The organism is Pseudoflavonifractor sp. An85 (assembly GCF_002161235.1).
GTDB lineage: Bacteria > Bacillota > Clostridia > Oscillospirales > Oscillospiraceae > Enterenecus.
Window position 1 is genome coordinate 178,642 of the sequence record NZ_NFHE01000002.1, and the last position, 23,434, is coordinate 202,075.

Sequence of the window (23,434 nt, forward strand, 5' to 3'; positions counted from 1 at the left end):
AGGAGGGATTGATTTGAAAAGGACAATCAGCGCCATGGTGGGCCAAGGATCGGTGAACCATAACAGTAGAAAATTCCACGCCAAGAACACTGACCCGGAACGCTCCCACTTGAATATAACCTACTGCCAGGAGAATATCAAGGCGGTGTACCATGAACTCTTTGACGAGGCTCTGGAACGGTACAACGCTAAACAAACCAGGGCCGACAGAAGGATAGAGGATTACTATGAGAAGATCCGCTCCGGCAAGCAGGAAAAGCCGTTCCATGAAATCATCCTGCAAGTGGGCAATCGAGATGATATGAGCGCCGACAGCGAGGAGGGACAGCTTGCGGCAGCGGTTTTGGACGAGTACATGAAGGGCTTTCAAGAGCGCAACCCCCAACTCCGGGTGTTCTCTGCCCACCTCCACATGGACGAGGCTACGCCCCATCTGCACATTGACTTTGTACCATTCACCACCGGGAGCAAGCGAGGGCTGGACACGAGGGTATCTTTGAAACAGGCGTTAGCGGCCCAGGGTTTCCAGGGCGGCACCAGAGGGGACACAGAGTGGAGCCAGTGGGTGCGCTCGGAAAAGGAGCAGCTTTCCCTGGTCATGGAGCGCCACGGGATTGAGTGGGAGGACAAAGGCACCCACGACAAGCACTTGTCTGTGCTGGACTACAAGAAAGAGCAGCGGGCAAAGGAGATCGCCGTTCTGGAGACGGTCAAGGCGGAGAAAGAAAACCAGGTGGAGAGCCAGGAACGGCGGCTCAAAGAACTTGCCCCGGCGGTGAAAAATATGGAGCGGTTGGCAGCGGATTTCTCCGCCAATCCGGAGGAGATTTTGCCGGAGCCGGGAACGCTGGAAACAGGCCGGGCCTACCGAGAGAAAAAGGCAAAGCCCCTGCTGGCCCAAATCGTCAAGGTGCTGCGCTCCCTGTATCTGGCCTATGTGGAGCTGCGGGGGAAATTTGAGCGTCTGCAAGGGGACTATGGCCGGGTGAGGGAGAGCAACATCCGCCTGTCTGATCGATTGCAGGAGGTCAAGTTGGAAAACAAGGCCATGCGGCAAGTCTCCGCTGACTATGAGCGGGTCAAAAGGGCCTTTGGCCCAGAACAAGTGGACAGAATATTAGAGGCAGCTTACCAGCAGGAACATGCCGAAAAGGAACGGAAACGGGCCGCAAAGTCAAAAATTCGGATAGACGCACGATAATCACCAAAACCGGAGGGTATTCCAGTGAATACCCTCCGATTTTATTTGTGGAATCGGTAAAATGATTTCTTGTTTTTTAGAGCGTACTATGATATACTGCTATTATCCTGATTTGAGGAGTCTATCAAATATGCGGCAAGGTATTCTTAAATAAAATTTGATAATGGGCGCAAAAATGATTGCCCCTTGCAGGGGCTTGGTTTTTGTACCCAATTTTAAGAATACTTTTGCCTTTTTAGTAAATATCGTGACGGACCGCGGCTTATGTAAGTCGTGTATGTTTCTGTGTGTCCGAAGTCATGATCCCCAGCGGTAAAAGTATTAGCCGCTGGGGATTTTTGCGCCCATTCGGGCCTTGTATGGAGGATAGACATGAACATTATCAATATCGGGATTCTTGCCCATGTAGACGCTGGAAAGACGACCTTGACGGAGAGTCTGCTATATGCCAGTGGAGCCATTTCAGAACCAGGGAGCGTCGAAAAAGGGACAACGAGGACGGACACCTTGTTTTTGGAGCGGCAGCGTGGGATTACCATTCAAGCGGCAGTCACTTCCTTCCAGTGGCACAGATGTAAAGTTAACATTGTGGATACGCCCGGCCACATGGATTTTTTGGCGGAGGTGTACCGCTCTTTGGCTGTTTTAGATGGGGCCATCTTGGTGATCTCCGCGAAAGATGGCGTGCAGGCCCAGACCCGTATTCTGTTCCATGCCCTGCGGAAAATGAACATTCCCACCGTTATCTTTATCAACAAGATCGACCAGGCTGGCGTTGATTTGCAGAGCGTGGTTCAGTCTGTTCGGGATAAGCTCTCCGCCGATATTATCATCAAGCAGACGGTGTCGCTGTCCCCGGAAATAGTCCTGGAGGAAAATACCGACATAGAAGCATGGGATGCGGTCATCGAAAATAACGATGCATTATTGGAAAAGTATATCGCAGGAGAACCAATCAGCCAGGAAAAACTTGCGCGGGAGGAACAGCGGCGGGTTCAAGAAGCCTCCCTGTTTCCGGTCTATCATGGCAGCGCCAAAAAGGGCCTTGGCATTCAACCGTTGATGGATGCGGTGACAGGGCTGTTCCAACCGATTGGGGAACAGGGGGGCGCCGCCCTATGCGGCAGCGTTTTCAAGGTTGAGTACACCGATTGCGGCCAGCGGCGTGTCTATCTACGGTTATACAGCGGAACGCTGCGCCTGCGGGATACGGTGGCCCTGGCCGGGAGAGAAAAGCTGAAAATCACAGAGATGCGTATTCCATCCAAAGGGGAAATTGTTCGGACAGACACCGCTTATCAGGGTGAAATTGTTATCCTTCCCAGCGACAGCGTGAGGTTAAACGATGTATTAGGGGACCAAACCCGGCTCCCTCGTAAAAGGTGGCGCGAGGACCCCCTCCCCATGCTGCGGACGACGATTGCGCCGAAAACGGCAGCGCAAAGAGAACGGCTGCTGGACGCTCTTACGCAACTTGCGGATACTGACCCGCTTTTGCGTTGCGAAGTGGATTCCATCACCCATGAGATCATTCTTTCTTTTTTGGGCCGGGTGCAGTTGGAGGTTGTTTCCGCTTTGCTGTCGGAAAAATACAAGCTTGAAACAGTGGTAAAGGAACCCTCCGTCATTTATATGGAGCGGCCGCTCAAAGCAGCCAGCCACACCATCCATATCGAGGTGCCGCCCAACCCGTTTTGGGCATCCATAGGACTGTCTGTTACACCACTCTCGCTTGGCTCCGGTGTACAATACGAGAGCCGGGTTTCGCTGGGATACTTGAACCAGAGTTTTCAAAACGCTGTCAGGGATGGTATCCGTTACGGGCTGGAGCAGGGCTTGTTCGGCTGGAACGTAACGGACTGTAAGATTTGCTTTGAATACGGGCTTTATTACAGTCCGGTCAGCACGCCGGCGGACTTCCGCTCATTGGCCCCGATTGTATTGGAACAGGCATTGAAGGAATCGGGGACGCAGCTGCTGGAACCTTATCTCTCCTTCATCCTCTATGCGCCCCAGGAATACCTTTCCAGGGCTTATCATGATGCACCGAAATACTGTGCCACCATCGAAACGGCCCAGGTAAAAAAGGATGAAGTTGTCTTTACTGGCGAGATTCCCGCCCGCTGTATACAGGCATACCGTACTGATCTGGCCTTTTACACCAACGGGCGGAGCGTATGCCTTACAGAGCTGAAAGGATATCAGGCCGCTGTCGGTCAGCCGGTCATCCAGCCCCGCCGTCCAAACAGCCGCCTGGACAAGGTGCGCCATATGTTTCAGAAGGTAATGTAAAGATACATAATCGTCAAGACGGCAACAATCAGAAGTTATGGAGGGTAACAATGGAATATAGTAAGGAAGATTTAATGGAAGCAAAAAAGCAAATTTGGGGAGTGGGAGAGAACATGGGAACAGAGGAAAGTAAAAAAATCTGGGAGGAGAACGCACAATTTTGGGATAATGCAATGGGTGACGAATCTAATGAATTTCACAGAGAGGTAGTGCGTCCCAAAGTAACGGAACTTCTATCTCCTAATCCTGCGGATTACATTTTGGATATTGCGTGTGGCAATGGAAATTATTCTTCGTATCTTGCACAAAGAGGCGCTTCGGTTGTCGCTTTTGATTACAGCAAAAAAATGATAGAATTGGCTAAAAGACGGCAATCACAATATGCAAAACAAATTGAATTTTGTGTGGCGGATGCGACCGATAGAAAAAGTATATTAGAATTAAAAAGAAATCGAGCCTTTACGAAAGCAGTTTCTAATATGGCAATTATGGATATTACGGATATTGAACCACTTCTTATGGCTGTTTATGAACTGTTGCAGGAAAGCGGAATTTTTGTCTTTGCAACGCAACACCCTTGTTTTGTCACGTTGACTGAAAAATATATGACACCGCACAGTTACTATGATATAGCGATTGAAGGGCAACCGAAAGAGCAGATTTATTATCATCGTTCCATACAAGATATTTTTAACCTTTGTTTTAGAGCTGGATTTGTCATTGATGGATTTTATGAAGAATGTTTCAAAACCAACAAAGAAATTCCTATGGTAATGATAGTAAGGCTTAAGAAGGTAAAACGTGATACCTTACAATAAATTCAAGTTTGTCGGGTAAATAGCAAAGCCAGCCGAGCCAGCGGGCGGTCAAGATGAACGGGCTTCGCCCACCGTTGACAGCCCCGCCCGGTTTCGCAGTTAGGCAGTCAAGGAGCGACAGCAAGGAGTGCTGCCGCCCCGCACTATTATTCAGAGAGGGGGAATTTCCATGACAGACCAGAAAGCCTATCAAGAATATATCCAGCGCAGGTACAACGCCTCTTGCAAGGCTGTTATCCGCTGTGCCTGACAGCGTCCGTCCGTGCCGGAATTATGTAGAGCTCCACATAATTCTGTTGTATTTCCCAGCCTTTTGTGATACTATTTTGATACTAATAAACTTTACAGCCGAAAATAGCAGGTGGAATATTAACATATTTGCGAAAGTTTTTCCTGCGAAATCACCTCAAATACACCCTACTATATCTGAATTTGCCGAGTGGGAGTAAGATAAAAGACGTATAAGGGAAATGCCTTGCGGACCATTGTGGTCCGCAAGGCATTTTTGATTGGGTTGTATTTACGGATTCAGCTCCACAACATATCGCTCAAATCCATTGACTACCCGGGTGTTTCCATATGCACTTTCCCGGCAGATATTGCGGGAGTAATTCAAATGGGTGTGCCCGTGGAGAAACAGGGAGGGTTGGTAGCGATCCAACATCTGGTTGAAGGCTTTGAATCCGGTGTGGGCCAGATCCTCGGACTCCACCATGCCGAAGCCTGGGGCATGGGTGAGCAGGATGTCAAACCCGTGCTTGAACCAGATTTTCGGGGCCAGTTTGCGGGCCCGCCACATCATCTGTTTCTGGGTATACTGATTGATTCCAGGTTTATACCGCATGGAGCCCCCCAGACCCACGATGCGTATCCCTTGATGCTCGTACAGCCGTCCATCCACACAGATGCACCCCTCCGGCTCGGTCTTTTCGTAGAGATCATCGTGGTTTCCATGTACATACAGCACAGGGCAGGGGGCAAAGGTGGCCAGGAAGGACAAATAATGGGGGTGCAGATCGCCGCAGGAGAGGATCAGGTCCAGACCATCCAACTTTCCGGGGCGGTAGAAGTCCCAAAGGGCCAGACATTCCTGGTCGGCAACTACCAATATTTTCATGTGGCATCCCTCCTTTCCAGCCCTTGCAGCCGAATGAGCTCCTGGGCTTTGGGAGTGAACTCCTCCAGCTTGGGTACTTCACCGATGACATGGGAGGATAGCCAGTTCATGGTGATGATGTCCTGGGCCGTCATAGGTATGTCATCGCTGTGCATGGCCTTTCCACTTTGGTCGTGCATGGTGCCATAAAAGGGGTCCAGACGGCCATTGCGCAGATCATCCAACAGCAGGCTCACCAGGCGACGTGTGCCGGAGGGAACCCGGTGGGAGCACAGCACGTTTACCACGCCCTGGGACATACCCCACCAGTAGTTGATGGCGCTGTTCTGCCGCTCTTCCGATTTCCAAGTGCCGTCCATCACCCGGCGAATGAGGCTCTGGTAGAGACGTCCCCAGTTGCACTGGATGAGGGCCATATTGCGCACCTTGTTTTGGGTGATACCGGCGTATTCGCCCAACTGATCCCGATAGTCAATGAGGCGAATACCCAGATCATAGAGACGCTGCACGCCATTCCCCCGTTGCAGTTGGGACCATTCCAGATAGACCTGGGCATGGGGATTGACCAGTTTAACCCCCTGGACAAAGGCGTTTAGATTGGCGATGCTGTCATAGGTGGGGTGATCGGCCACATAACCGATGCGGCCATCGTAGGTCAAAGAGCCCGCCACCACACCCTTGATGAATTTGGCCCCATAGAGCCGCGGGTAATAGGTGCGCACCGAGGGGTAATTGGTGTTGAGAGAACAGTTTAAGATTTTCACATCGGGGTGAAGCACCGCCTCTTTGACGCTGGGGAGCAGGGAAGTGATGCTGGTGGTGAAAATGATGCTGGCCCCCGCTGTGTGGATGGCATCCTCCATGGCAGCCAAGGCCTGTTCTTCGGTGGCAGCATCCTCATAACTGACGGTCTCGATTTGATCCCGCATGGTGTTGGCCAAGCGGTAGCGTCCATATTCGTGGTTGTAGGTCCAATGGGATTGGGCGGCGTTGTCGTCGTGGACAAAGGCCACTTTGAGCTTGGTGGGACGCATGATGGAGATCAGCGGAGCTTTCACGTTGTCGTCCAGCAAAAGGGTGCGCTGGGTGCTCTCCAGACAACTGAGAATCTCCTGGTTGATTTTGGTCAAATCATTTTCAATTTCAGATGGAAGCTTGTGGGCGGAGGCTTTGTATCCGAAAATCTCAATGTAGATGAGAAACGCCTCGGACAGCTTGTCCTTTCTGGGGTATTGATGGAGGAAGGCCTCATAGAACATGTAGTAGAAGGCACGGAACTTATAGCTCTCATCCGAACTCCACTCTTCAAATTCCTTCAAGCCAATGGCCCGCATCAGCCGGGCGTACAGGCCGGGCTGCCGAAACACCACACAGAGTAGGCCGGTGGCCCGATAAAACTGCAAAAACTCGTAGTAAGCCACCACTTCCGGATTGTCCGAGCGGGGGGGAAGCAGACGGGTCACCGTACCAGGGACGGAAACGGCTTCAAAATGTTTGAGTACGCTCACACGCTTGTGACCTTCGATGACATAGTAGCGGTTGAGGTATTCCACGGCCTTGATGGGATCACGGATTCCGTTTTCCAGGTGGCTGGCACACAGGTTGATCCACTTGTTGGCAAATTCGCTGCCCACTGGCATAATGGGAGAAAAGTTAAAGGAAAAGGTTTCTGCCCGCAGTTCAGTGCAGGTGCCTTGAATCAGCTCCAGGGGAATTTCCACAATCCCCAAGGACTCCCGTCCATTGGAGGATTTTTGTGCCTCCGGAGGCAAAACAGCCAACTCACCCGACAGTCCATGTTCCTGCGCTTCCCGTTTCTCCTTTAGGCCTTCCCGCAATGCTTTTTGATATTCGGCTTGTATCATGGGTTCTCCTTTCCAAGAGCCATACAAGAATAAGGGTCAGGCAGTGCGCCTGACCCTTATGTAGGATTTAGATGAGATTGCGCTCGGTCTCACTGTCAAACAGATGCACCAAGTGGCCGGGGAACTCAAAGCGCAGCTTGGTCCCGTGGGGGACACCACCGTGGAACTCGGTGGGAAGGTCGCTGGTGGGAACGCGCATGACGATGTTGCTGGTGTTGGCTCCGCCCATATTGCCTTCCACGTGAATGTAGATTTCGCTGCCCATCATCTCGGACACGTCAACGGTGCCGGTGAGGGTATTTGCCTTCTGGTCATCGGAGACAAAGACGATGTGCTCGGGACGAATGCCCAACACGATATCCTGAGAAACTGCACCGTTGGCCTTGAGCTTTTCCTGCACTTGCTGGGGCAGCTGGATGGAAGCGCCGCCGCAGATGGCATGGTAGGTATCGCCGCTCTTTTCCAACTTGGCGTTGAAGAAGTTCATTTGAGGAGTGCCGATAAAGCCGGCCACGAAGGTGTTGATGGGGTGGTCGAATACCTCTTGAGGGGTGCCCACCTGCTGAATGTAGCCGTCTTTCATGATGACGATCCGATCGCCCAGGGTCATGGCTTCGGTCTGATCATGGGTGACGTAAATGAAGGTGGTGTCAATGCGCTGGCGCAGCTTGATGATCTCTGCACGCATCTGGTTACGCAGCTTGGCATCCAGGTTGGACAAAGGCTCATCCATCAAGAACACCTGAGGCTCACGGACGATGGCGCGGCCAATGGCCACACGCTGGCGCTGACCGCCGGACAGAGCCTTGGGCTTGCGCTGGAGATACTGGGTGATGTCCAGGATCTCGGCGGCTTCCTTCACGCGACGATCAATCTCTTCCTTGGGGACCTTACGCAGCTTCAAAGCAAAGGCCATGTTTTCATACACCGTCATGTGGGGGTACAGAGCGTAGCTCTGGAACACCATGGCGATGTCACGGTCTTTGGGCTCCACGTTGTTGACCACGCGGTCGCCGATTTTCAGCTCGCCACTGGAGATGTCCTCCAGACCTGCAATCATACGCAGGGTGGTAGATTTACCGCATCCAGAAGGGCCAACCAGAACGATGAACTCCTTGTCCGCAATTTCCAGGTTGAAATCGTGGACGGCAGTTACCTGGTTGTCATAGACTTTTTTGACGTTGGTAAGGGTTAAAGATGCCATACACATGGACCGTAGATGAGACGCCTCCGCGACGCATCCTCGCCAGCCACAGAGCGGAACTGTGGCTGCATTGCAACAAGTCTCCACATTGCTGCACCGCCGGTCAGCGGAATGTTTCCTCCTCTTGTTACCCTGTCGAGGCTATGAGCGAAAGCTCTGGGGAGTAGCTGCGACAGGTTGGATTTTGCCTTTGGCTCCTTCAGTATAGAATAACGTGTTCAGGTCGTCAACGGGGATTTTGTACATAGTGCACCATGGGAAGAGGTGAAACCCTGTAAACCAATAAAAAACTGTCAAAAATGTCAAAGTGAGTTTGGTGCAATAAATTGAGATGAGTCATGGATAAAGTCTATACAAAAAGAAGTTAAAGGTTTAAAATTAATAAAATAAAAAAGAATGGAGATAATTTGAATGAGAACAAAATTGTGCAAATGGTAAATTTTTTTAGTGGCGATTTTGACTTATGAAACTTGAAGGTGTAGAGACAAAATTTTCCTATTTAATGGCGTTTGTGAAAATAGGCGGAGTCTACTTGCTTTTTTACAGTCTTTCCCGTATAATGTGGACAAACGTTTTGCTAAAATGAGTACAAATGCGTCTGGCAAACTGGAACGGAGGAAGGACTACACCAGATTGTCATTCGCCTGAAGAGCGGTGAGATACATGGTTACAATCAAGGAGATTGCACAGGCCTGCAATGTGTCGATAGCCACGGTTTCCAACATCCTCAATGGAAAGCCCAACGTGGGGGAGGAGACCAGAAAGCGTGTATTGAAGGTCATCCAGGAGATGGACTATACCCCCAACTCCATAGCCAAAAACCTGAAGATGAACAAGTCCTCCACCATCGGTATCATCGCGGAGGATATCACGGTGTTCTGTACGCCGGAGATCATCGACGGAATTTCAGAATGCTGTGAAAAAAATGGGTATCAGGTGCTGCTGACCAATATGCGTATGTATAAAAAATACAGCGACACCTACTACAACCGACCGGACTTCGGAGACATCGTCAACAACGAGATTCGGGAACTGTTGTCCAAGCGGGTGGAAGGGATCATTTACATTACGGCCCACGAGCGCAGCCTGCAGTGTTTTCCCGATGACTTGAAGGTGCCCGCCTGCGTGGCTTACGGACAGAGCATGAACCCCAAGTTTCCCTCGGTGAGCGCCGACGACACCGCCGGAGCATACAGCGCGGTGACCCACCTCATTGAGCGAGGACACCGAGCCATTGGCGTCATCACCGGTAAGGACAACACTCCGCCCACCTCTGACCGTCTGTTGGGGTATCAGCGTGCCCTGGCAGATGCCAAAATCCACTACAACCCTGACCTGGTGGTCATCGGCGACTGGGGACGGGAGAGTGGTTATATCCATACCGATACCCTGCTGCAACGGGGAGTGACCGCCATCTTCTGCATGAACGATATCATTGCCGGCGGCGTGTATGACCGGTTGTCCGAGCAGGGGCTGCACCCAGGGCAAGATGTGTCCGTGGTGGGATTTGATAACCAGATCATGACGGAGTATTATTTCCCGCCGCTGACCACCATGGCGCTGCCACTGTTTGAAATTGGCTATACTGCCTGCCAGACGGTAATCAATATTTTGGAACAACCTAGTAAGTCTCATATCATGGCGCCCAACCCACATAATTTGTATTTAGAGAGATGCAGACTAATTTGCCGGTCGTCTGTGGCAAGATTGAAGTGATTATGGCAAAGCACACAAAAACAGGCAGACTGTTTTGTGTGCTTTTGTCAATATTCTAATTGCAACCCAAAGATTCGTTGACAGCCCTTGGAAGATGTGTTATAAAAGACATAACCAAATATGACAAATGTGGTGGATGTGCAGATACTGCACCTTTCTTTTTGCCAAGTTTGTTAAACGTTTAATTAAGAAAGAGGGACGCAACATGAAACATCACGCAAACGCCAGTATTCCTCTCAACCAAATTCATATTGACGACAAGTTCTGGAACAAGTACCTGGGCTTGGTCAAGGATGTGATCATTCCTTATCAGTGGGATATTCTCAATGACCGCATTGAGGGGATTGAGACCAGCCACTGTATTCATAACTTCCGTATCGCCGCGGGGGAAGAGACCGGCGAGTTTATGGGAGCGGTGTTCCAGGATACCGACGTGGCCAAGTGGTTGGAGGCGGTTGGATTTGCTCTGACTGCCCAGCGGGATGAGAAGCTGGAAAAGCTGGCGGACGAGACCATTGATCTCATCGGAAAGGCCCAGCAGCCCGACGGATATCTCAACACCTACTTCACCATTAAGGAGCCCAACCTGCGCTGGACCAACCTGATGGAGGGCCACGAGCTGTACACCGCCGGACATATGATCGAGGCGGCGGTGGCTTACTATGAGGCCACCGGGAAGCGCAAGTTCCTGGACATCATGTGCCGCTTCGCAGATCTGATCTGCAAGACCTTTGGTCCTGGGGAAGATCAGAAGCACGGCTATCCTGGACACCAAGAGATTGAGCTGGCCCTGGTCAAGCTCTACCGGGTCACCGGGGAGAAGCGGTATCTGGAGACTGCCAAGTACTTCATCGACGTGCGTGGCGTCGGGGAGAACTACTTCCTCCAGGAGGAGCGCGGCGAGAAGTACAAGCGTATTTTCCCCGAGTTTGCCGGTTACGACCCCAAGTACTCCCAGTCCCACATGCCGGTGCGGGAGCAGACCACGGCAGAAGGCCATGCTGTGCGCGCCATGTATATGTACAGCGCCATGGCAGACCTGGCCTGTGAGTACGACGACCAAGAACTCCTGCAAGTGTGCGACACCCTGTGGGATGACACCGTCAACAAGCGCATGTACATCACCGGCAGTGTCGGCTCTTCTGGGCTCTTGGAGCGGTTTACCACCGACTACGACCTGCCCAATGACTGCAACTATTCCGAAACCTGCGCCTCCATTGGTTTGGCCATGTTCGGTAAGCGCATGGCGGAGTTGAAGAAGGATGCCTCTTACATGGATGTGGTGGAGCGGGCGTTGTACAACACCCTGCTGTCCGGCATCGCCATGGACGGAAAGAGCTTCTTCTATGTCAATCCTCTGGAAGTGTGGCCCAGCGCCTGCATTCCCCGCACCTATCGGGAACATGTCAAGCCGGTGCGGCAGACCTGGTTTGGCGTGGCCTGCTGCCCGCCCAACATCACCCGTACCCTGGCTTCCCTGGGGCAGTACGTATACTTCCAGGATGAGACCACTCTGTACACCAACCTGTACGTATCCAACGAGATGGACACCACGGTGGGGGACATCCCCGTACACGTGGCCATGAGCGGCAACTTCCCCTGGGAGAACACCATGACCTTTACGGTCTCCGCTCCCAAGGCTACTGAAATGACCCTGGCCTTCCGCATTCCCAACTATGCCAAGAACTTTAAGGTTATGTGTGACGGCAGCCAAATCACCGGCACGGTGGAGCGTGGCTACTTTAAGGTGACCGGACAGTTTGAGCAGAAGACCTTCACCATCACCTTTGACGCTCCCGCCCAGTTCATCCACGCCAATCCTCAGGTTCGGGCCGATGCCGGTAAGGTAGCCCTGGTCAAGGGACCTCTGGTCTACTGCCTGGAGGAGCAGGACAACGGAGAGAACTTGTCTGCTCTCTTTGTGGATGCCCAACAGCCCGTTTCGGTGGACTTCCGCGAAGATGTGTGCAAAGGAAGTCAAGTGCTCACCCTGTCCGGTCAGCGTCTGAGCCAAGAGCAGTGGGGGGAAGCCCTTTACAGTGCTCAGGCTCCGGTGAAGACTCAGGTGCAACTCACCGCTGTGCCCTACTGCTATTGGGGTAATCGCACTCCTGGTGAAATGACTGTGTGGATCAAGGAAGATTGAGCCCGCAGATGTGAAATAAATTGATACAGGAGGGAAACCCATGAAAAAACTGCTCTATTCCAGAAAACTAGCGCCGTATGTATTTGTCCTACCTTTCATTCTCACCTTTTTGGTGTTCTGGATGGTGCCCATCATCAAGTCGGTGATTATGAGTACCCAGGACATTTTGCCCGGCCAGACGGAATTTGTGGCTTTGGACAACTACACCCGTCTGTTTGGCGACCGTATCTTCAAGATCGCCGTGGCCAACAGCTTCAAGTACATGGTGGGCACCTTGATTTTGCTCATTCCCATCCCCATGCTCCTGGCCTGTCTCATCAACTCCAAGCTGGCCAACAGCAAAGTTGCTGCCATTTTCAAGTCCGCCATGTTCGTTCCCGCCCTGACCTCCGTGGTGGTGGCCGGTACCATCTTCCGTCTGATCTTTGGTGAGATGGATACCGCCCTCATGAACCAGGTGATCGGACTATTCGGTTTGGAGCCCATCAAATGGTTGAAGGAGTCCACCACGGGCTACATCGCACTGCTGGCTCTGGCCTGCTGGCGTTGGATGGGCGTCAACACCATGTACTTTATCGCCGGCTTGCAGAGCATTCCCGCGGACTACTATGAAGCTGCCACCGTGGATGGCGCCAACACCTTGCAAAAGTTCCGCTACATCACGGTGCCCCAGCTCAAGCCCACCATCGTGTACGTGCTTACCATCAGCATTTACGGCGGTCTGGCCATGTTCAACGAGAGTTACATGCTGTATCAGGGCAACAACTCCCCCAACAACATCGGTCTGACCATTGTAGGTTATCTGTACCGCCAGGGCATTGAGAAAAACGACATGGGTTATGCCTCTGCCGTAGGCGTGGTACTCCTGGTACTGGTTCTGGTGATCAACATCATCCAACTGGTAGCTACGGGCACCTTTAAAAAGGAAGGAGGTCGTTGAACATGAGAAGAAGTAAATCTCTGCCCGCACGTATTTTCCTCACGGTACTGTTTGTGCTCCTCTCCATTGTCATCCTCATCCCCATTTGGGCCATTTTCATTGGCAGCTTCCAGGATGGCAGTATGCTCATCCGCAACGGCCTGAACCTGAGCATTGACTTCTCCCAGGCCAGCCTGGACAACTTCATCATGCTCTTCACCAACTCCGGAAATTACTTCCGCTGGTTCTTCAACAGCATGGTGCTCACCGTGGTACAGGTGGTTCTGACCCTGCTCATCAGCTCCTTTGTCTCCTATGGCTTTGCAGCCTACGACTTCAAGTTTAAGACCCCGCTGTTCATCTGCGTGCTGCTGATCATGTCCGTGCCCTTTGAGATGCTCATGCTCCCTCTGTACGTGCAGATCAACGACATGAGCCTGTCCAACACCTACACCGCCGTCATCCTGCCCTTCCTGGCCCACGCCTCCACCATCTTCTTCTTCCGCCAGTACCTCACCGGTATTCCCCGGGAGATCATCGAGGCAGGCCGCATTGATGGCGCCACCGAGTATGGCATCTTCTTCAAGCTCATCATGCCCATCATGAAGCCCTCCTTCGCGGCCATGGCCATTTTGAACGGCATGAACAGCTGGAACAACTTCCTGTGGCCCTTGCTGGTCCTGCGCAGCAGCAGCAAGTACACCCTGCCCATCGGATTGAATACCCTGGTTACCCCCTATGGCAACAACTATGACCTGCTGATCGTAGGTTCCTTCTTCTCCATCGTTCCCATTCTTGTGCTGTACCTCTGCTTCCAGAAATACTTTGTGGACGGCATGACCGCCGGCGCCGTCAAGGGTTAATATGCAAAGGAGTGTCACCCTATGAGAAACGCAAAAATGATTTTGGACCGCGCTTTCCAGATTGCACCGGTGGATAAGCGCATTTACGGCTCGTTCATTGAGCATCTGGGCCGTGCCGTCTATACCGGTATCTATCAGCCCGGCCACCCGGCTGCCGACGAAAACGGATTCCGCAAGGACGTCATTGACCTGGTCAAGGATCTGAATGTGCCCATCATTCGCTATCCCGGCGGCAACTTTGTCTCCAACTTCTTCTGGGAGGACAGCGTGGGCCCCAACCGTGTGCCCCGTCTGGAGCTGGCTTGGCGTAGCCTGGAGCCCAACACCTTTGGCTTGGATGAGTTCCACAAGTGGACCCAGAAGGTGGGGGCCGAGACCATGATGGCCGTGAACCTGGGCACCCGTGGCATTGCCGACGCCTGCAATCTGCTGGAGTACTGCAACCATCCCAGCGGCACCAAGTACAGCGACCTGCGTATCAGCCATGGTGTGAAGGACCCCTATAACATCAAGCTGTGGTGCCTGGGCAACGAGATGGACGGCGAGTGGCAGCTGGGCAAGAAGACCATGGAGGAGTATGGCCGCATCTCCCACGAGACAGCCAAGGCCATGAAGCTCATTGACCCTACCATCGAACTGGTCTCCTGCGGCAGCTCCTTTATGGATATGCCCACCTTCCCCCAGTGGGAGGCTACCACCCTGGAGCACAACTACGACTACGTAGACTATGTGTCTATGCACCAGTATTACGGCAACCTGAACAACGACAGCTGTGACTATCTGGCTAAGTCCGACGAGATGGATGCGTTTATTCGCACTGTGATCTCCACGTGTGACTTTGTCAAAGCAAAGAAGCGCAGCAAGAAGACCATCAATCTGAGCTTCGACGAGTGGAATGTCTGGTTCCACTCCAAGGATCAGGAGACTGACATTACCCAGAATCACCCCTGGCAGGTGGCACCTCCTCTGCTGGAGGACCACTACAACATGGAGGATGCTCTGCTGGTGGGCCTGATGCTTATCACTCTGCTTCGCCATGCTGACCGTGTGAAGATCGCCTGCCTGGCCCAGTTGGTCAACGTCATTGCCCCCATCATCACTGAGCCCGACGGCACTGCCTGGAAGCAGACCATCTACTATCCCTTCCTCCATGCCTCTACCTATGGCCGTGGCACCGTGCTGCAGCCCCTGGTGGATAGCCCCCGTCATGCCACTTTGGAGCACGGCGACATCACCGATCTGGAGAGCGTGGCGGTGTACAACGAGGAACGGGGCGAGGTGACCATCTTTGCCGTCAACCGCAACATTGAGGAAGACGTGGCTCTGACCGCCGATGTGCGCAGCTTCAACGGCTGCCAGGTGGTGGAGCACCTGCTGATGACCCACGAGGATTTGAAGGCAGAGAACAGCGCCGCTGGGCAGGTGGTGGCCCCTGTACAAGTGCCTGTGTCCCCGGTGGACGGCGGCACTCTGACTGTGAAGCTGCCCAAGGCATCCTGGAATGTGATCCGTCTGAAGTGCCAATAAGGCTCCCTTTAGGCCCATTTTTTACTAGAAATTAGAGGAATTGCACAGTTTTGGGTGGGCGGATTTCGTGCAATGATACAAAATGCACATAACTTTTAGAAAAACGATTTACAACGTGGAAAATTTATGATATACCATATTTATCCCACAAGTAAAACGTTTAATAAAACAGGAGGTATAAAGACTATGAGTAAGAAAAGATGGCTTGCACTGGCTCTGGCCGCTACCATGGGCTTGAGCACTCTGGCTGGTTGCTCCAGCGGCGGCAACAACGACTCCGACGCTGACAAGACCAACGCCGGCACCGATGGCACCACTCAGCTGGAGTTCTGGACCTTCACCGAGATCCACGGCACCTTCTATGAGGAGATGGCCAAGAAGTGGAACGAGGCCAACCCCGACAAGCAGATTTCCATCAACGTCAACGTGATGCCTTACGACGACATGCACAACAAGCTGCAGATCGCTCTGACTGCTGGCGAAGGCACCCCCGATTTTGTGGACATCGAGCAGGGCAAGTTCGCCAACTTCATGCAGGGCACTCCCGCTCTGATGGATCTGACCGAGGTGGCCGAGCCTTACACCTCTGAGGGCCAGGTGGTCCAGTCTCGTCTGGACATCTACTCCAAGGACGGCGCTCTGTACGGCCTGCCCACCCACGTGGGCGCTACCGTAGCTTTCTACAACGTGGAGCTGCTGGAGGCCGCTGGCATTGATTACACCACTATCGTCACTTGGGACGACTTCAAGGAAGCCGGCATCAAGTACCATGAGGCCACCGGCAAGTATCTGGGCACTGCCGATACTTCCGCTCTGTGGACCGAGAACCTGCTCCTGGCTGAGCTGGGCGGCGAGTACACCGATGCAGACGACGTGGTCACCGTCAACAGCCCCGAGATGGTGGAAGCCATGAACCTGCTGAAGGATCTGTACGACAACAACGTTATCGGCACTGTTCCTGGCGGCAACCCCGACAAGGAAGAGGCCTACGGTGCCTTTAACAACGGCGACTTCGCCTGCGCCATCATGCCCATGTGGCAGATGTCCCGTTACACCAGCTACATGCCCGACCTGGCTGGTAAGATCGCCATTGCTCCCGCTCCTGTAATGGAAGAGAGCGCTGCTGAGAAGTCCGTGGGCGGCGGCGGTACCGGCACCTCTGTGGTGGCTGGCAAGGACAACTCCGAGCTGGCTGCTGAGTTCATCGCTTACGCCAAGCTCTCCGAGGAAGGCGCTGCTGAGATCTGGAACATGCTGGGCTTCGATCCCTGCGTGACCACCATTTGGGATGACGAGAGCATCACCAAGGATCCCGACAACCAGTTCGTCAAGTACTTCGTCACCAACCCCTTCGACGTGCTGATGTCCATCCAGGATGGCATTGTGGGCCTGGATTCTCACGCTTCCTCCTCTTATCCCTCCATCAACAACATGTTCACCACCGTCACCCTCAACGATATCTTTGAGAACGGTGTGGACGTCCAGACCGCTCTGGATCAGGCTCAGGCCGATCTGAAGAACGAGCTGGGCCAATAAATCCCTAGCAAGAGACTTCCTTCTAAAAACTTCTTCTTCTATTCTTGTTCACCTGGAGTGCGGCGGCGCTGCTTTGGCAGTGCCGCCGCACTCCGCTTTTCTGGGGAAGATGAGGCCCCCCCCGTGCATCGCTCCAGCATGGGTATTTTTCTTGTGAATTTCCACCGGTTTGGATGGAAACTTGTGTGAGATGGAGAATTGGATTCGAATCTTGCAAAATTTATTGACAAACTAATACTGTTAGTTTCAAAATAACTAACGATGTTAGTTAGGAGGTAGAACTATGGGAGCAAGAGGAGTTACCAAAGAGATCATCGTCTCAGAGGCCATTGCTTGTATCGAGGATTCCGGACAACCTGCGGTATCTTTGCATGAATTGGCCCGCAGGTTGGGCATCAAGACGCCGTCTTTGTACAATCACATTCGCAACACCCGAGAATTGCAATATGAGGTGATGCGTTACGCCATCGACCAGTTTGTGGCCAACCAGAAAGAGGCGACGGAGGGAAAGCAAACCGATGAAGCGGTGCGTGCCTTCGCCCACGCCTATTACACCTTTGCCTCGCAGCATCGGGGCTTGTACCGCTTGATTATGTCCATGCCCTCGGAGAAAGATGAGCGGGCCAAGGAGATGGCTTTGCCGCTGCTGGATACTGTGGTGGAGATTTTAAGAGGGTATGGCCTGGGAGAGGAAGAAGTTGCCCACTGGCAGCGTGTATTCCGTGCCATTCTCCACGGTTTCATCTCTCAGGAAGATCTGGGATACTTTTACTACTATGATGCGGTGGACTTGAGTCAGAGCCGGTCCATTGCTGTGGACTGCTTCCTGGCTGGTCTGCATGCAGCCATCCAGGCAGGGACAGGGAAGGGGGAACGGCTGTGAGCACCAAGAAAAACGAACTGTTTACCACCATGCCGGTGGGACAGGCGGTGGCCAAGCTGGCCATCCCCACGGTGGTTAGCCAGATCATCGTCATTCTCTACAGTCTGGCCGATACCTTTTTCATCGGACAGATCGGCGACCCCAACCAGATTGCCGCTCTGTCCATCACCTTCCCCATTTACACCCTGTTGACGGCAGTGGCCAACCTGTTTGGCATTGGCGCCAACAGTGTGATTGCCAGAAGCCTGGGACAGAACGACCCATCCACCGCCCGCAAGGCATCCTCCTTTAGTTTCTGGGGCAGCTTGGTGGTAACTCTGGTGCTGTCGGTGGGGCTGGGCATCTTCATGCAGCCCATTTTGCTGTTCTTTGGGGCCGATGCCTTCACCCTGGGCTTTACCACCGACTACCTGTTCTGGGTGTTCGTCATTGGTGGTGTGCCCACCGTGGCGGGCCTGGTGCTGGGCCATCTGGTCCGTGCTGTGGGCCGCACCAAAGAGGCGGGCTTGGGCCTGACCATCGGCGGTGTGATGAATATCATTCTGGACCCCATCTTTATCTTTGTTTTCCGTATGGATGTGGCGGGTGCCGCTGTGGCCACCATGCTCTCCAACACCATCTCCATGGTGTACTTCTTTGTGGTGCTGGCCAAAATGCGCAAGGCCACGGTGCTCACGGTACATCCCAAGTATGTGTCCTTGGAAAAGAAGGTGGCCTGGGGTACCTTGTCCGTAGGATTTCCCGCCGCCATTTCGGTGCTGCTGCTGTCCGTGTCCATCTCCTTGATGAACGGTCTGCTGCTGCGTCACGAAAACGGCAATATTCTCTCCGCAGCCTACGGCGTGACCTCCAAGTGCGGCACCATCGCCCTGCACATCAGCATTGGCATTGCTCAGGGCGTCATGCCTTTGATTGGCTACAGCTATGGGGCCAAGGACCACAAGCGCGTCCATGCCGTGTGCCGTCTGTCCTTCCTCATTTTGTTGGTGTTCTCCCTCATCTTCCTGGTGGTGGTGCAGCTGATGCCCGGTCCTATCGTGCGGCTGTTCATCAACCATGCCCAGACCATTGAGGTGGGCAGCGTGTTTATGCGCTGCTGGTCCTGGTGCGTCATTGGCATGAGCCTGTTTAACATGTTCAATTCCATCTTCCAGGCGGTGGGCAAGTGGAAGACCTCACTGTTTTTGGCGGTGCTGCGCCTGGGCGTGATCTTCTCCGTGCTGTGCCTGGTGCTGGATGCGCTGTTTGGAGTCAGCGGCTTGATGTGGGTGCAGGCCATCACCGATACGGTCACCTGCATCATTGCCTACATGCTGTACGACCGGTTTAAAAAGTCCATCTCCAAGGAGATTGAAGCGGCCAAGGAACAGCCTCAGGTGGAGCCGACCCCGGTCACATCCAACCGGATCCTTGCCATCTGCCGGAAATTTGGCAGCGGTGGGCGTACCATCGGCAAGGAAGTGGCGGCCCAGCTGGGCATCCCCTGCTACGATGGGGAACTGATTGAAAAAATCGCCGCAGAGACGGGATTGGCAGCACAGTACGTGGAGGAAAATGCCGGTTACATCACCGGCGATACCCTGGCTGCCAGCGCTCTGGCAGGCCGTGACCGGGATGGTCACTCGGTGGCCGATGAGATGTGGCTGGCCCAGAAGAAGGTCATCTCCGATTTGGCCCAGCAGGGATCCTGTGTGATTGTGGGGCGGTGCGCCGATTACATCCTGCGGGACAAGGCAGACTGCCTGATTGCATTCATCCACGCCTCCGACGAGAAGCGAGCGGAACGCATTGTCAACGTGTATGGGCAGCGAGAAGAATCTCCCGTGCAGCGTTTGCATGACAAGGACAAAAAGCGTAAGGGCTTTTACAAGTTGTATACTGGTACCGAATGGGGTCAGGCGGACAATTATGATGTCTGCCTGGACAGCGGAAAGCTGGGCATTGAGAGGTGTGTCACCATCTTGGCAGACCTGTATCGAAAGGGAGCCTAATGTCAATGAGACCGGAGATGTGGAAACACATCTCCGGTCTTGCTTTTAGTGGGGAAGATGACGTTGACGACAGGGAGAGTTTATGAGACAATGCAAGTACATACCCACAGGGAATAGAGAGGATGTGGAAGTTGTATGGAAGAAAACAGAAATGTGCAAACTGCTGTGGCCAAATCCTGCTTCAGCCGATTGGGCGGGGCATTGGTGGTCATGGCTGTGGGCATTGTGGTCACGCAGTTGATACTGGCCATTGCCCTGGAGGTGTTGACCCGACTGGGGGTGGAGGCGGTTCAAACTCCCTTTGTGGGCTGGCTGCTAACCTTTTTGCCCATTTATGTGGTGGGCATCCCCTTGGCTGTGGCGGTGATGAAACGACTGCCCATGGAGCCGGGGGAGCAGACCCGTCTGGGCGCTGGTCAGGTGGTACTGCTGGTTTTGATGTGCTTCCCCATCATGTATGTGGGGAATTTGGTGGGCAATGTGGTCTCGGCCTTTTTCTCTGCAGGGCAGGCGGAAAACGCCCTAGTGGGCATGGTGGAGCAGATGACCATCTGGAAAGCGTTGACGGTGGCAGTAATAGCCCCCATTCTGGAGGAATACCTCTTCCGCAAACAGCTCATTGACCGGTGTGTGCAGTACGGGGAGAAGACCGCCATCCTGTTTTCCGGCCTCACCTTCGCCCTGTTCCACATGAACCTGTTTCAGTTTTTCTACGCCTTTGGACTGGGCTTGCTTATGGGCTACGTCTATGTGCGCACCCGTCGCCTGCGCTACCCCGTGATCATGCACATGGCGGTGAACTTCACCGGTGCGGTGCTGGCACCCTGGGTGATGGCTCAGGTGGATTGGGAGACCCTGGCCTACCTGGATTTCCAGGCGGTGGATGAGGCTCTGTTGGCCCAGGTACTGCCTGGGTTGGCCCTGTATTTGGGGTACCTGCTGCTGTATATGGGCATGGCTGTGGTGGGGCTGGTGCTGCTGGCTGCCAGTCGGAGAAAGCTGACCTTCCAGCCTACCTCCCAGGAATTGCCCAAGGAGGAGCGGTGGCGCGCTCCCTACGCAAACGCGGGCGTCATTGCCTTTGGTGTCATGTGCTTGGTGATGATCGTCCTCAACTTGCTTCCTGTGTCGTAATGACCTTTAAACAAAACAGGCACCCGCTGAAAGCGGGTGCCTGTTTTCATTCGCTCAACTGATGGGAGAGGATGTGGAAGCCGTCTTCGGTCTCCTCCAGTACCAACACGGTGCTTTTGCCGATTCCACTGGGGATGGAATACAGGGTGACTTGGTTTCCGGTCCGGGTTCCGTAGTCGCAGGGGAAGAGTCCGGCGGCAAAGTCACTGGTGAAGTTATACCAGGCGTCGTATTCCTCCAGATAGATGAGGTCGTCGCTCTCCACAACGGTGAGATCCCGGGTGGTAATACCAGCGTATTGCTCCAGCACCTGATCCACGGTCTCCCGGGTGTAGCGGTGGATGGGCTGGGGAATGAAGGTTGCCGAGCCAAAGGGCCACAGGGGGTGCGCTTGCAAGGCCTGGAGTTCTGCGTTGTTTTCTTGCTGGGTGATGTCGCCCTCTGCTACGACACCATCATCGGGGAAATACCGCAGGAACTGCTCCAAATCCAGGTCCTCCGGCCGATCATAGTAGCTCATGAAGAAGCTGCACAGGGGATTGGACACATGGGTTCCATCGGCACGGGTTTGAATGGGGGCGAACATTTCCTCATAGCGGCTGAGTTCTTCCTGGGTCAGGGGTTGGGCGGTATGTTCGCTGGGAGCCGGGTCCGGCGTGTCGGTGGGAGTGGGGCCTGTGAAGGTGCAGCCTGCCACCACGGCAGAAACTAGCACTACCGCCGCCAGGGTCACCACAGCGGTTTTGGGCCGCTTGGCCAGTAGCAGAATACGCTCCTTGATGTCTCGGCCCCGTCCGGTCATGCTAGTGGCGGTAAGCAATAGGTTGCCACGGCCCTGGCAGGTCACCGTCAGCAGAGTACGGCCATAGGCGGCCCGCTGATCCTCGCCCAGTCTGGCCACGGTGGCCTCGTCACAGCACAGTTCGCCATCCCGGCTGGACACCACAGCGGCCAGCCACACCAGGGGGTTGTACCAGTGCAGGGCCAGGCATAATCCCCGCAGGGTAGACCACAGGTGATCACGGTGACGATAATGGGTGAGCTCATGGGCCAGGGTATGGTGCAGCATGGTGGGGTCGGAGGCAGTGATGGGGGTGACATAGATGCAGGGGTGGATGAGCCCAAAGAGGCAGGGGGTAGGGATGGCCTGGGAGACATACACAGGGAGGGGGCAGTTCTCCACAGGTAATGGGCGACGACTACGGCGGAGGATACGGGCAAAGCGGAGATTGACCCCCGCCAGCCATAGGGCAACTGCCACCCCGCCTATGCTCCATACCAGCAGCAGCACATGGCTCTGGCGTATCAACATACCGCTTTTCTCCTTTTCCTCCTGCCACTGTTGGATGTTTTGCTCGTATTGTTCCTGTTGTTGTTCCGAGGGTAGGGTGGGGTCTGGCTCCGCCACAGCTAGATCTGGACCATCGCCCACAAAGGTCACCACCTGGGTGAGCGGAGCTTCTTCCACGGCGTTGAGCACGCTTACCGGCGTGTGACCGAAGCTGATGGGGAGGAGCAGCCGCACCAGTACCAGGGCCCACAGGCCATACTGGAGCCGCAAGCTGATCCGCCCCTTAAGGCATAGGCGTAAGATGAGAACCACTGCAATGAGTACACTGGATGTGATGGCCCATTCAGTCATGACGCTTCTCCTCCAATCCTTTCAAAAGCTCGTAGAGCTCGTCCTGTTCCTGTTGGGACAGAGCCTGTTTTTTGGTCAACGCGCTGACCATCAGGCTCAGGCTTCCATGGTAGACGCGGCTGAGAAAGTCCTCGGTTTCTTGCAGGGCGGCATCCTCTCGGCCCAGCAGCGGAGAAAAGACCTTGGGTCCTTTTTCCTCCGCCACGCTCTCCACTGCCCCCTTGGCTTCCAGGCGGCTGAGCAAGGTCAGGGTGGTGCTGCGGCTCCAGCCGCATTGCTGCTCCATGCGCTGGGTCACCTCGCGCCCGGTGAGAGGATGTTCCTGCCATAGGCATTCCATCACCGACCACTCCGCCTGGGTGAAGCTGATGTTGCGATCCATGTGATTCCCTCCTTTCTTGTGTCTATCTTTGTAAACACATCATACCACAAGTGTTTACATCTGTCAACAGATGACACAGAAAAAGGGCCTGTTGCAAAATAGGCCAGAACAGCAAAACGAGAGGCTAACCTTTTTGGGGGTTGGCCTCTCGTTTCATTTGCTGTACAATTTGTTTATGCAGACAAATTATAACAAGCA

General features: G+C 53.8%; 17 protein-coding genes and 1 pseudogene. 13 read left to right on the forward strand and 5 right to left on the reverse strand.

Annotated elements, in window-relative coordinates:
* Window positions 1–13: 13 nt before the first annotated feature.
* The 4 genes and pseudogenes from B5G37_RS02260 to B5G37_RS15670 form a co-directional block, all read left to right on the forward strand.
* Window positions 14–1,201 (forward strand): plasmid recombination protein, encoded by a 1,188-nt coding sequence (locus B5G37_RS02260; protein WP_228275371.1) that lies wholly within the window; start codon window positions 14–16, stop codon window positions 1,199–1,201.
* A gap of 372 nt (window positions 1,202–1,573) precedes the next feature.
* Window positions 1,574–3,493: a tetracycline resistance ribosomal protection protein Tet(W) gene (gene tet(W) / locus B5G37_RS02265; protein WP_087253332.1), complete on the forward strand. Its 1,920-nt coding sequence runs from the start codon at window positions 1,574–1,576 to the stop codon at window positions 3,491–3,493.
* 50 nt (window positions 3,494–3,543) lie between these two features.
* Complete coding sequence (locus B5G37_RS02270; RefSeq protein ID WP_087253334.1) at window positions 3,544–4,311, forward strand: class I SAM-dependent methyltransferase; 768 nt, start codon at window positions 3,544–3,546, stop codon at window positions 4,309–4,311.
* Window positions 4,312–4,480: 169 nt separating this feature from the next.
* Window positions 4,481–4,558, forward strand: a pseudogene (locus B5G37_RS15670) (sigma-70 family RNA polymerase sigma factor); the annotation flags it as partial.
* A 273-nt stretch (window positions 4,559–4,831) separates the two neighbouring features.
* Here the strand turns inward: B5G37_RS15670 and B5G37_RS02280 are convergent.
* The 3 genes from B5G37_RS02280 to ugpC all read right to left on the reverse strand — a co-directional run bounded on the left by B5G37_RS02280 (window position 4,832) and on the right by ugpC (window position 8,497).
* On the reverse strand, window positions 4,832–5,428 hold the full coding sequence (locus B5G37_RS02280) for a metallophosphoesterase (protein ID WP_087253336.1): 597 nt from the start codon (window positions 5,426–5,428) through the stop codon (window positions 4,832–4,834).
* Window positions 5,425–7,293: a BMP family ABC transporter substrate-binding protein gene (locus tag B5G37_RS02285; RefSeq protein WP_087253338.1), complete on the reverse strand. Its 1,869-nt coding sequence runs from the start codon at window positions 7,291–7,293 to the stop codon at window positions 5,425–5,427. Before B5G37_RS02285 ends, B5G37_RS02280 begins: the two co-directional genes overlap by 4 nt.
* A gap of 67 nt (window positions 7,294–7,360) precedes the next feature.
* The gene (gene ugpC, locus B5G37_RS02290) at window positions 7,361–8,497 is read right to left on the reverse strand and encodes a sn-glycerol-3-phosphate ABC transporter ATP-binding protein UgpC (RefSeq protein ID WP_087253339.1); all 1,137 of its coding nucleotides are present in this window, start codon (window positions 8,495–8,497) and stop codon (window positions 7,361–7,363) included.
* Between the two features lie 663 nt (window positions 8,498–9,160).
* On the opposite strand from ugpC, the gene B5G37_RS02295 reads away from it, so the two are divergent.
* The 9 genes from B5G37_RS02295 (at window position 9,161) to B5G37_RS02335 (ending at window position 21,212) form a co-directional block, all read left to right on the forward strand.
* Window positions 9,161–10,213 (forward strand): LacI family DNA-binding transcriptional regulator, encoded by a 1,053-nt coding sequence (locus B5G37_RS02295; RefSeq protein ID WP_087253341.1) that lies wholly within the window; start codon window positions 9,161–9,163, stop codon window positions 10,211–10,213.
* Window positions 10,214–10,418: 205 nt separating this feature from the next.
* Complete coding sequence (locus B5G37_RS02300) at window positions 10,419–12,359, forward strand: beta-L-arabinofuranosidase domain-containing protein (protein WP_087253342.1); 1,941 nt, start codon at window positions 10,419–10,421, stop codon at window positions 12,357–12,359.
* A 40-nt stretch (window positions 12,360–12,399) separates the two neighbouring features.
* A complete protein-coding gene (locus B5G37_RS02305) occupies window positions 12,400–13,299 on the forward strand; it encodes a sugar ABC transporter permease (protein WP_087253344.1) in 900 nt (299 codons plus the stop codon).
* A gap of 2 nt (window positions 13,300–13,301) precedes the next feature.
* Window positions 13,302–14,141 (forward strand): carbohydrate ABC transporter permease, encoded by an 840-nt coding sequence (locus B5G37_RS02310; protein ID WP_087253346.1) that lies wholly within the window; start codon window positions 13,302–13,304, stop codon window positions 14,139–14,141.
* A gap of 21 nt (window positions 14,142–14,162) precedes the next feature.
* Window positions 14,163–15,668, forward strand: a complete 1,506-nt coding sequence (locus B5G37_RS02315; protein ID WP_087253348.1) for an alpha-N-arabinofuranosidase — start codon at window positions 14,163–14,165, stop codon at window positions 15,666–15,668.
* Window positions 15,669–15,854: 186 nt separating this feature from the next.
* Window positions 15,855–17,204, forward strand: a complete 1,350-nt coding sequence (locus tag B5G37_RS02320) for an ABC transporter substrate-binding protein (RefSeq protein ID WP_087253349.1) — start codon at window positions 15,855–15,857, stop codon at window positions 17,202–17,204.
* Between the two features lie 283 nt (window positions 17,205–17,487).
* Complete coding sequence (locus B5G37_RS02325) at window positions 17,488–18,087, forward strand: TetR/AcrR family transcriptional regulator (RefSeq protein ID WP_087253351.1); 600 nt, start codon at window positions 17,488–17,490, stop codon at window positions 18,085–18,087.
* A complete protein-coding gene (locus tag B5G37_RS02330) occupies window positions 18,084–20,078 on the forward strand; it encodes an MATE family efflux transporter (RefSeq protein ID WP_087253352.1) in 1,995 nt (664 codons plus the stop codon). Before B5G37_RS02325 ends, B5G37_RS02330 begins: the two co-directional genes overlap by 4 nt.
* A gap of 135 nt (window positions 20,079–20,213) precedes the next feature.
* The gene (locus B5G37_RS02335; RefSeq protein WP_087253355.1) at window positions 20,214–21,212 is read left to right on the forward strand and encodes a type II CAAX endopeptidase family protein; all 999 of its coding nucleotides are present in this window, start codon (window positions 20,214–20,216) and stop codon (window positions 21,210–21,212) included.
* A 46-nt stretch (window positions 21,213–21,258) separates the two neighbouring features.
* Here the strand turns inward: B5G37_RS02335 and B5G37_RS02340 are convergent, their stop codons facing one another.
* Window positions 21,259–22,854, reverse strand: coding sequence for a M56 family metallopeptidase (locus B5G37_RS02340; protein ID WP_087253357.1), 1,596 nt, complete (start codon window positions 22,852–22,854; stop codon window positions 21,259–21,261).
* Window positions 22,847–23,236, reverse strand: a complete 390-nt coding sequence (locus B5G37_RS02345) for a BlaI/MecI/CopY family transcriptional regulator (protein WP_087253359.1) — start codon at window positions 23,234–23,236, stop codon at window positions 22,847–22,849. The genes B5G37_RS02340 and B5G37_RS02345 overlap by 8 nt, the downstream gene beginning before the upstream one ends.
* Window positions 23,237–23,434 lie beyond the last annotated feature (198 nt).

Bases quoted from the DNA above. Each gene is read 5' to 3' on its own strand.
- B5G37_RS02270 (WP_087253334.1), top strand. From the start codon at position 3,544: ATGGAATATAGTAAGGAAGATTTAATGGAAGCAAAAAAGCAAATTTGG.
- B5G37_RS02280 (WP_087253336.1), bottom strand. From the start codon at position 5,428: ATGAAAATATTGGTAGTTGCCGACCAGGAATGTCTGGCCCTTTGGGAC.
- B5G37_RS02285 (WP_087253338.1), bottom strand. From the start codon at position 7,293: ATGATACAAGCCGAATATCAAAAAGCATTGCGGGAAGGCCTAAAGGAG.
- ugpC (WP_087253339.1), bottom strand. From the start codon at position 8,497: ATGGCATCTTTAACCCTTACCAACGTCAAAAAAGTCTATGACAACCAG.
- B5G37_RS02295 (WP_087253341.1), top strand. From the start codon at position 9,161: ATGGTTACAATCAAGGAGATTGCACAGGCCTGCAATGTGTCGATAGCC.
- B5G37_RS02300 (WP_087253342.1), top strand. From the start codon at position 10,419: ATGAAACATCACGCAAACGCCAGTATTCCTCTCAACCAAATTCATATT.
- B5G37_RS02305 (WP_087253344.1), top strand. From the start codon at position 12,400: ATGAAAAAACTGCTCTATTCCAGAAAACTAGCGCCGTATGTATTTGTC.
- B5G37_RS02310 (WP_087253346.1), top strand. From the start codon at position 13,302: ATGAGAAGAAGTAAATCTCTGCCCGCACGTATTTTCCTCACGGTACTG.
- B5G37_RS02315 (WP_087253348.1), top strand. From the start codon at position 14,163: ATGAGAAACGCAAAAATGATTTTGGACCGCGCTTTCCAGATTGCACCG.
- B5G37_RS02320 (WP_087253349.1), top strand. From the start codon at position 15,855: ATGAGTAAGAAAAGATGGCTTGCACTGGCTCTGGCCGCTACCATGGGC.
- B5G37_RS02325 (WP_087253351.1), top strand. From the start codon at position 17,488: ATGGGAGCAAGAGGAGTTACCAAAGAGATCATCGTCTCAGAGGCCATT.
- B5G37_RS02335 (WP_087253355.1), top strand. From the start codon at position 20,214: ATGGAAGAAAACAGAAATGTGCAAACTGCTGTGGCCAAATCCTGCTTC.
- B5G37_RS02340 (WP_087253357.1), bottom strand. From the start codon at position 22,854: ATGACTGAATGGGCCATCACATCCAGTGTACTCATTGCAGTGGTTCTC.
- B5G37_RS02345 (WP_087253359.1), bottom strand. From the start codon at position 23,236: ATGGATCGCAACATCAGCTTCACCCAGGCGGAGTGGTCGGTGATGGAA.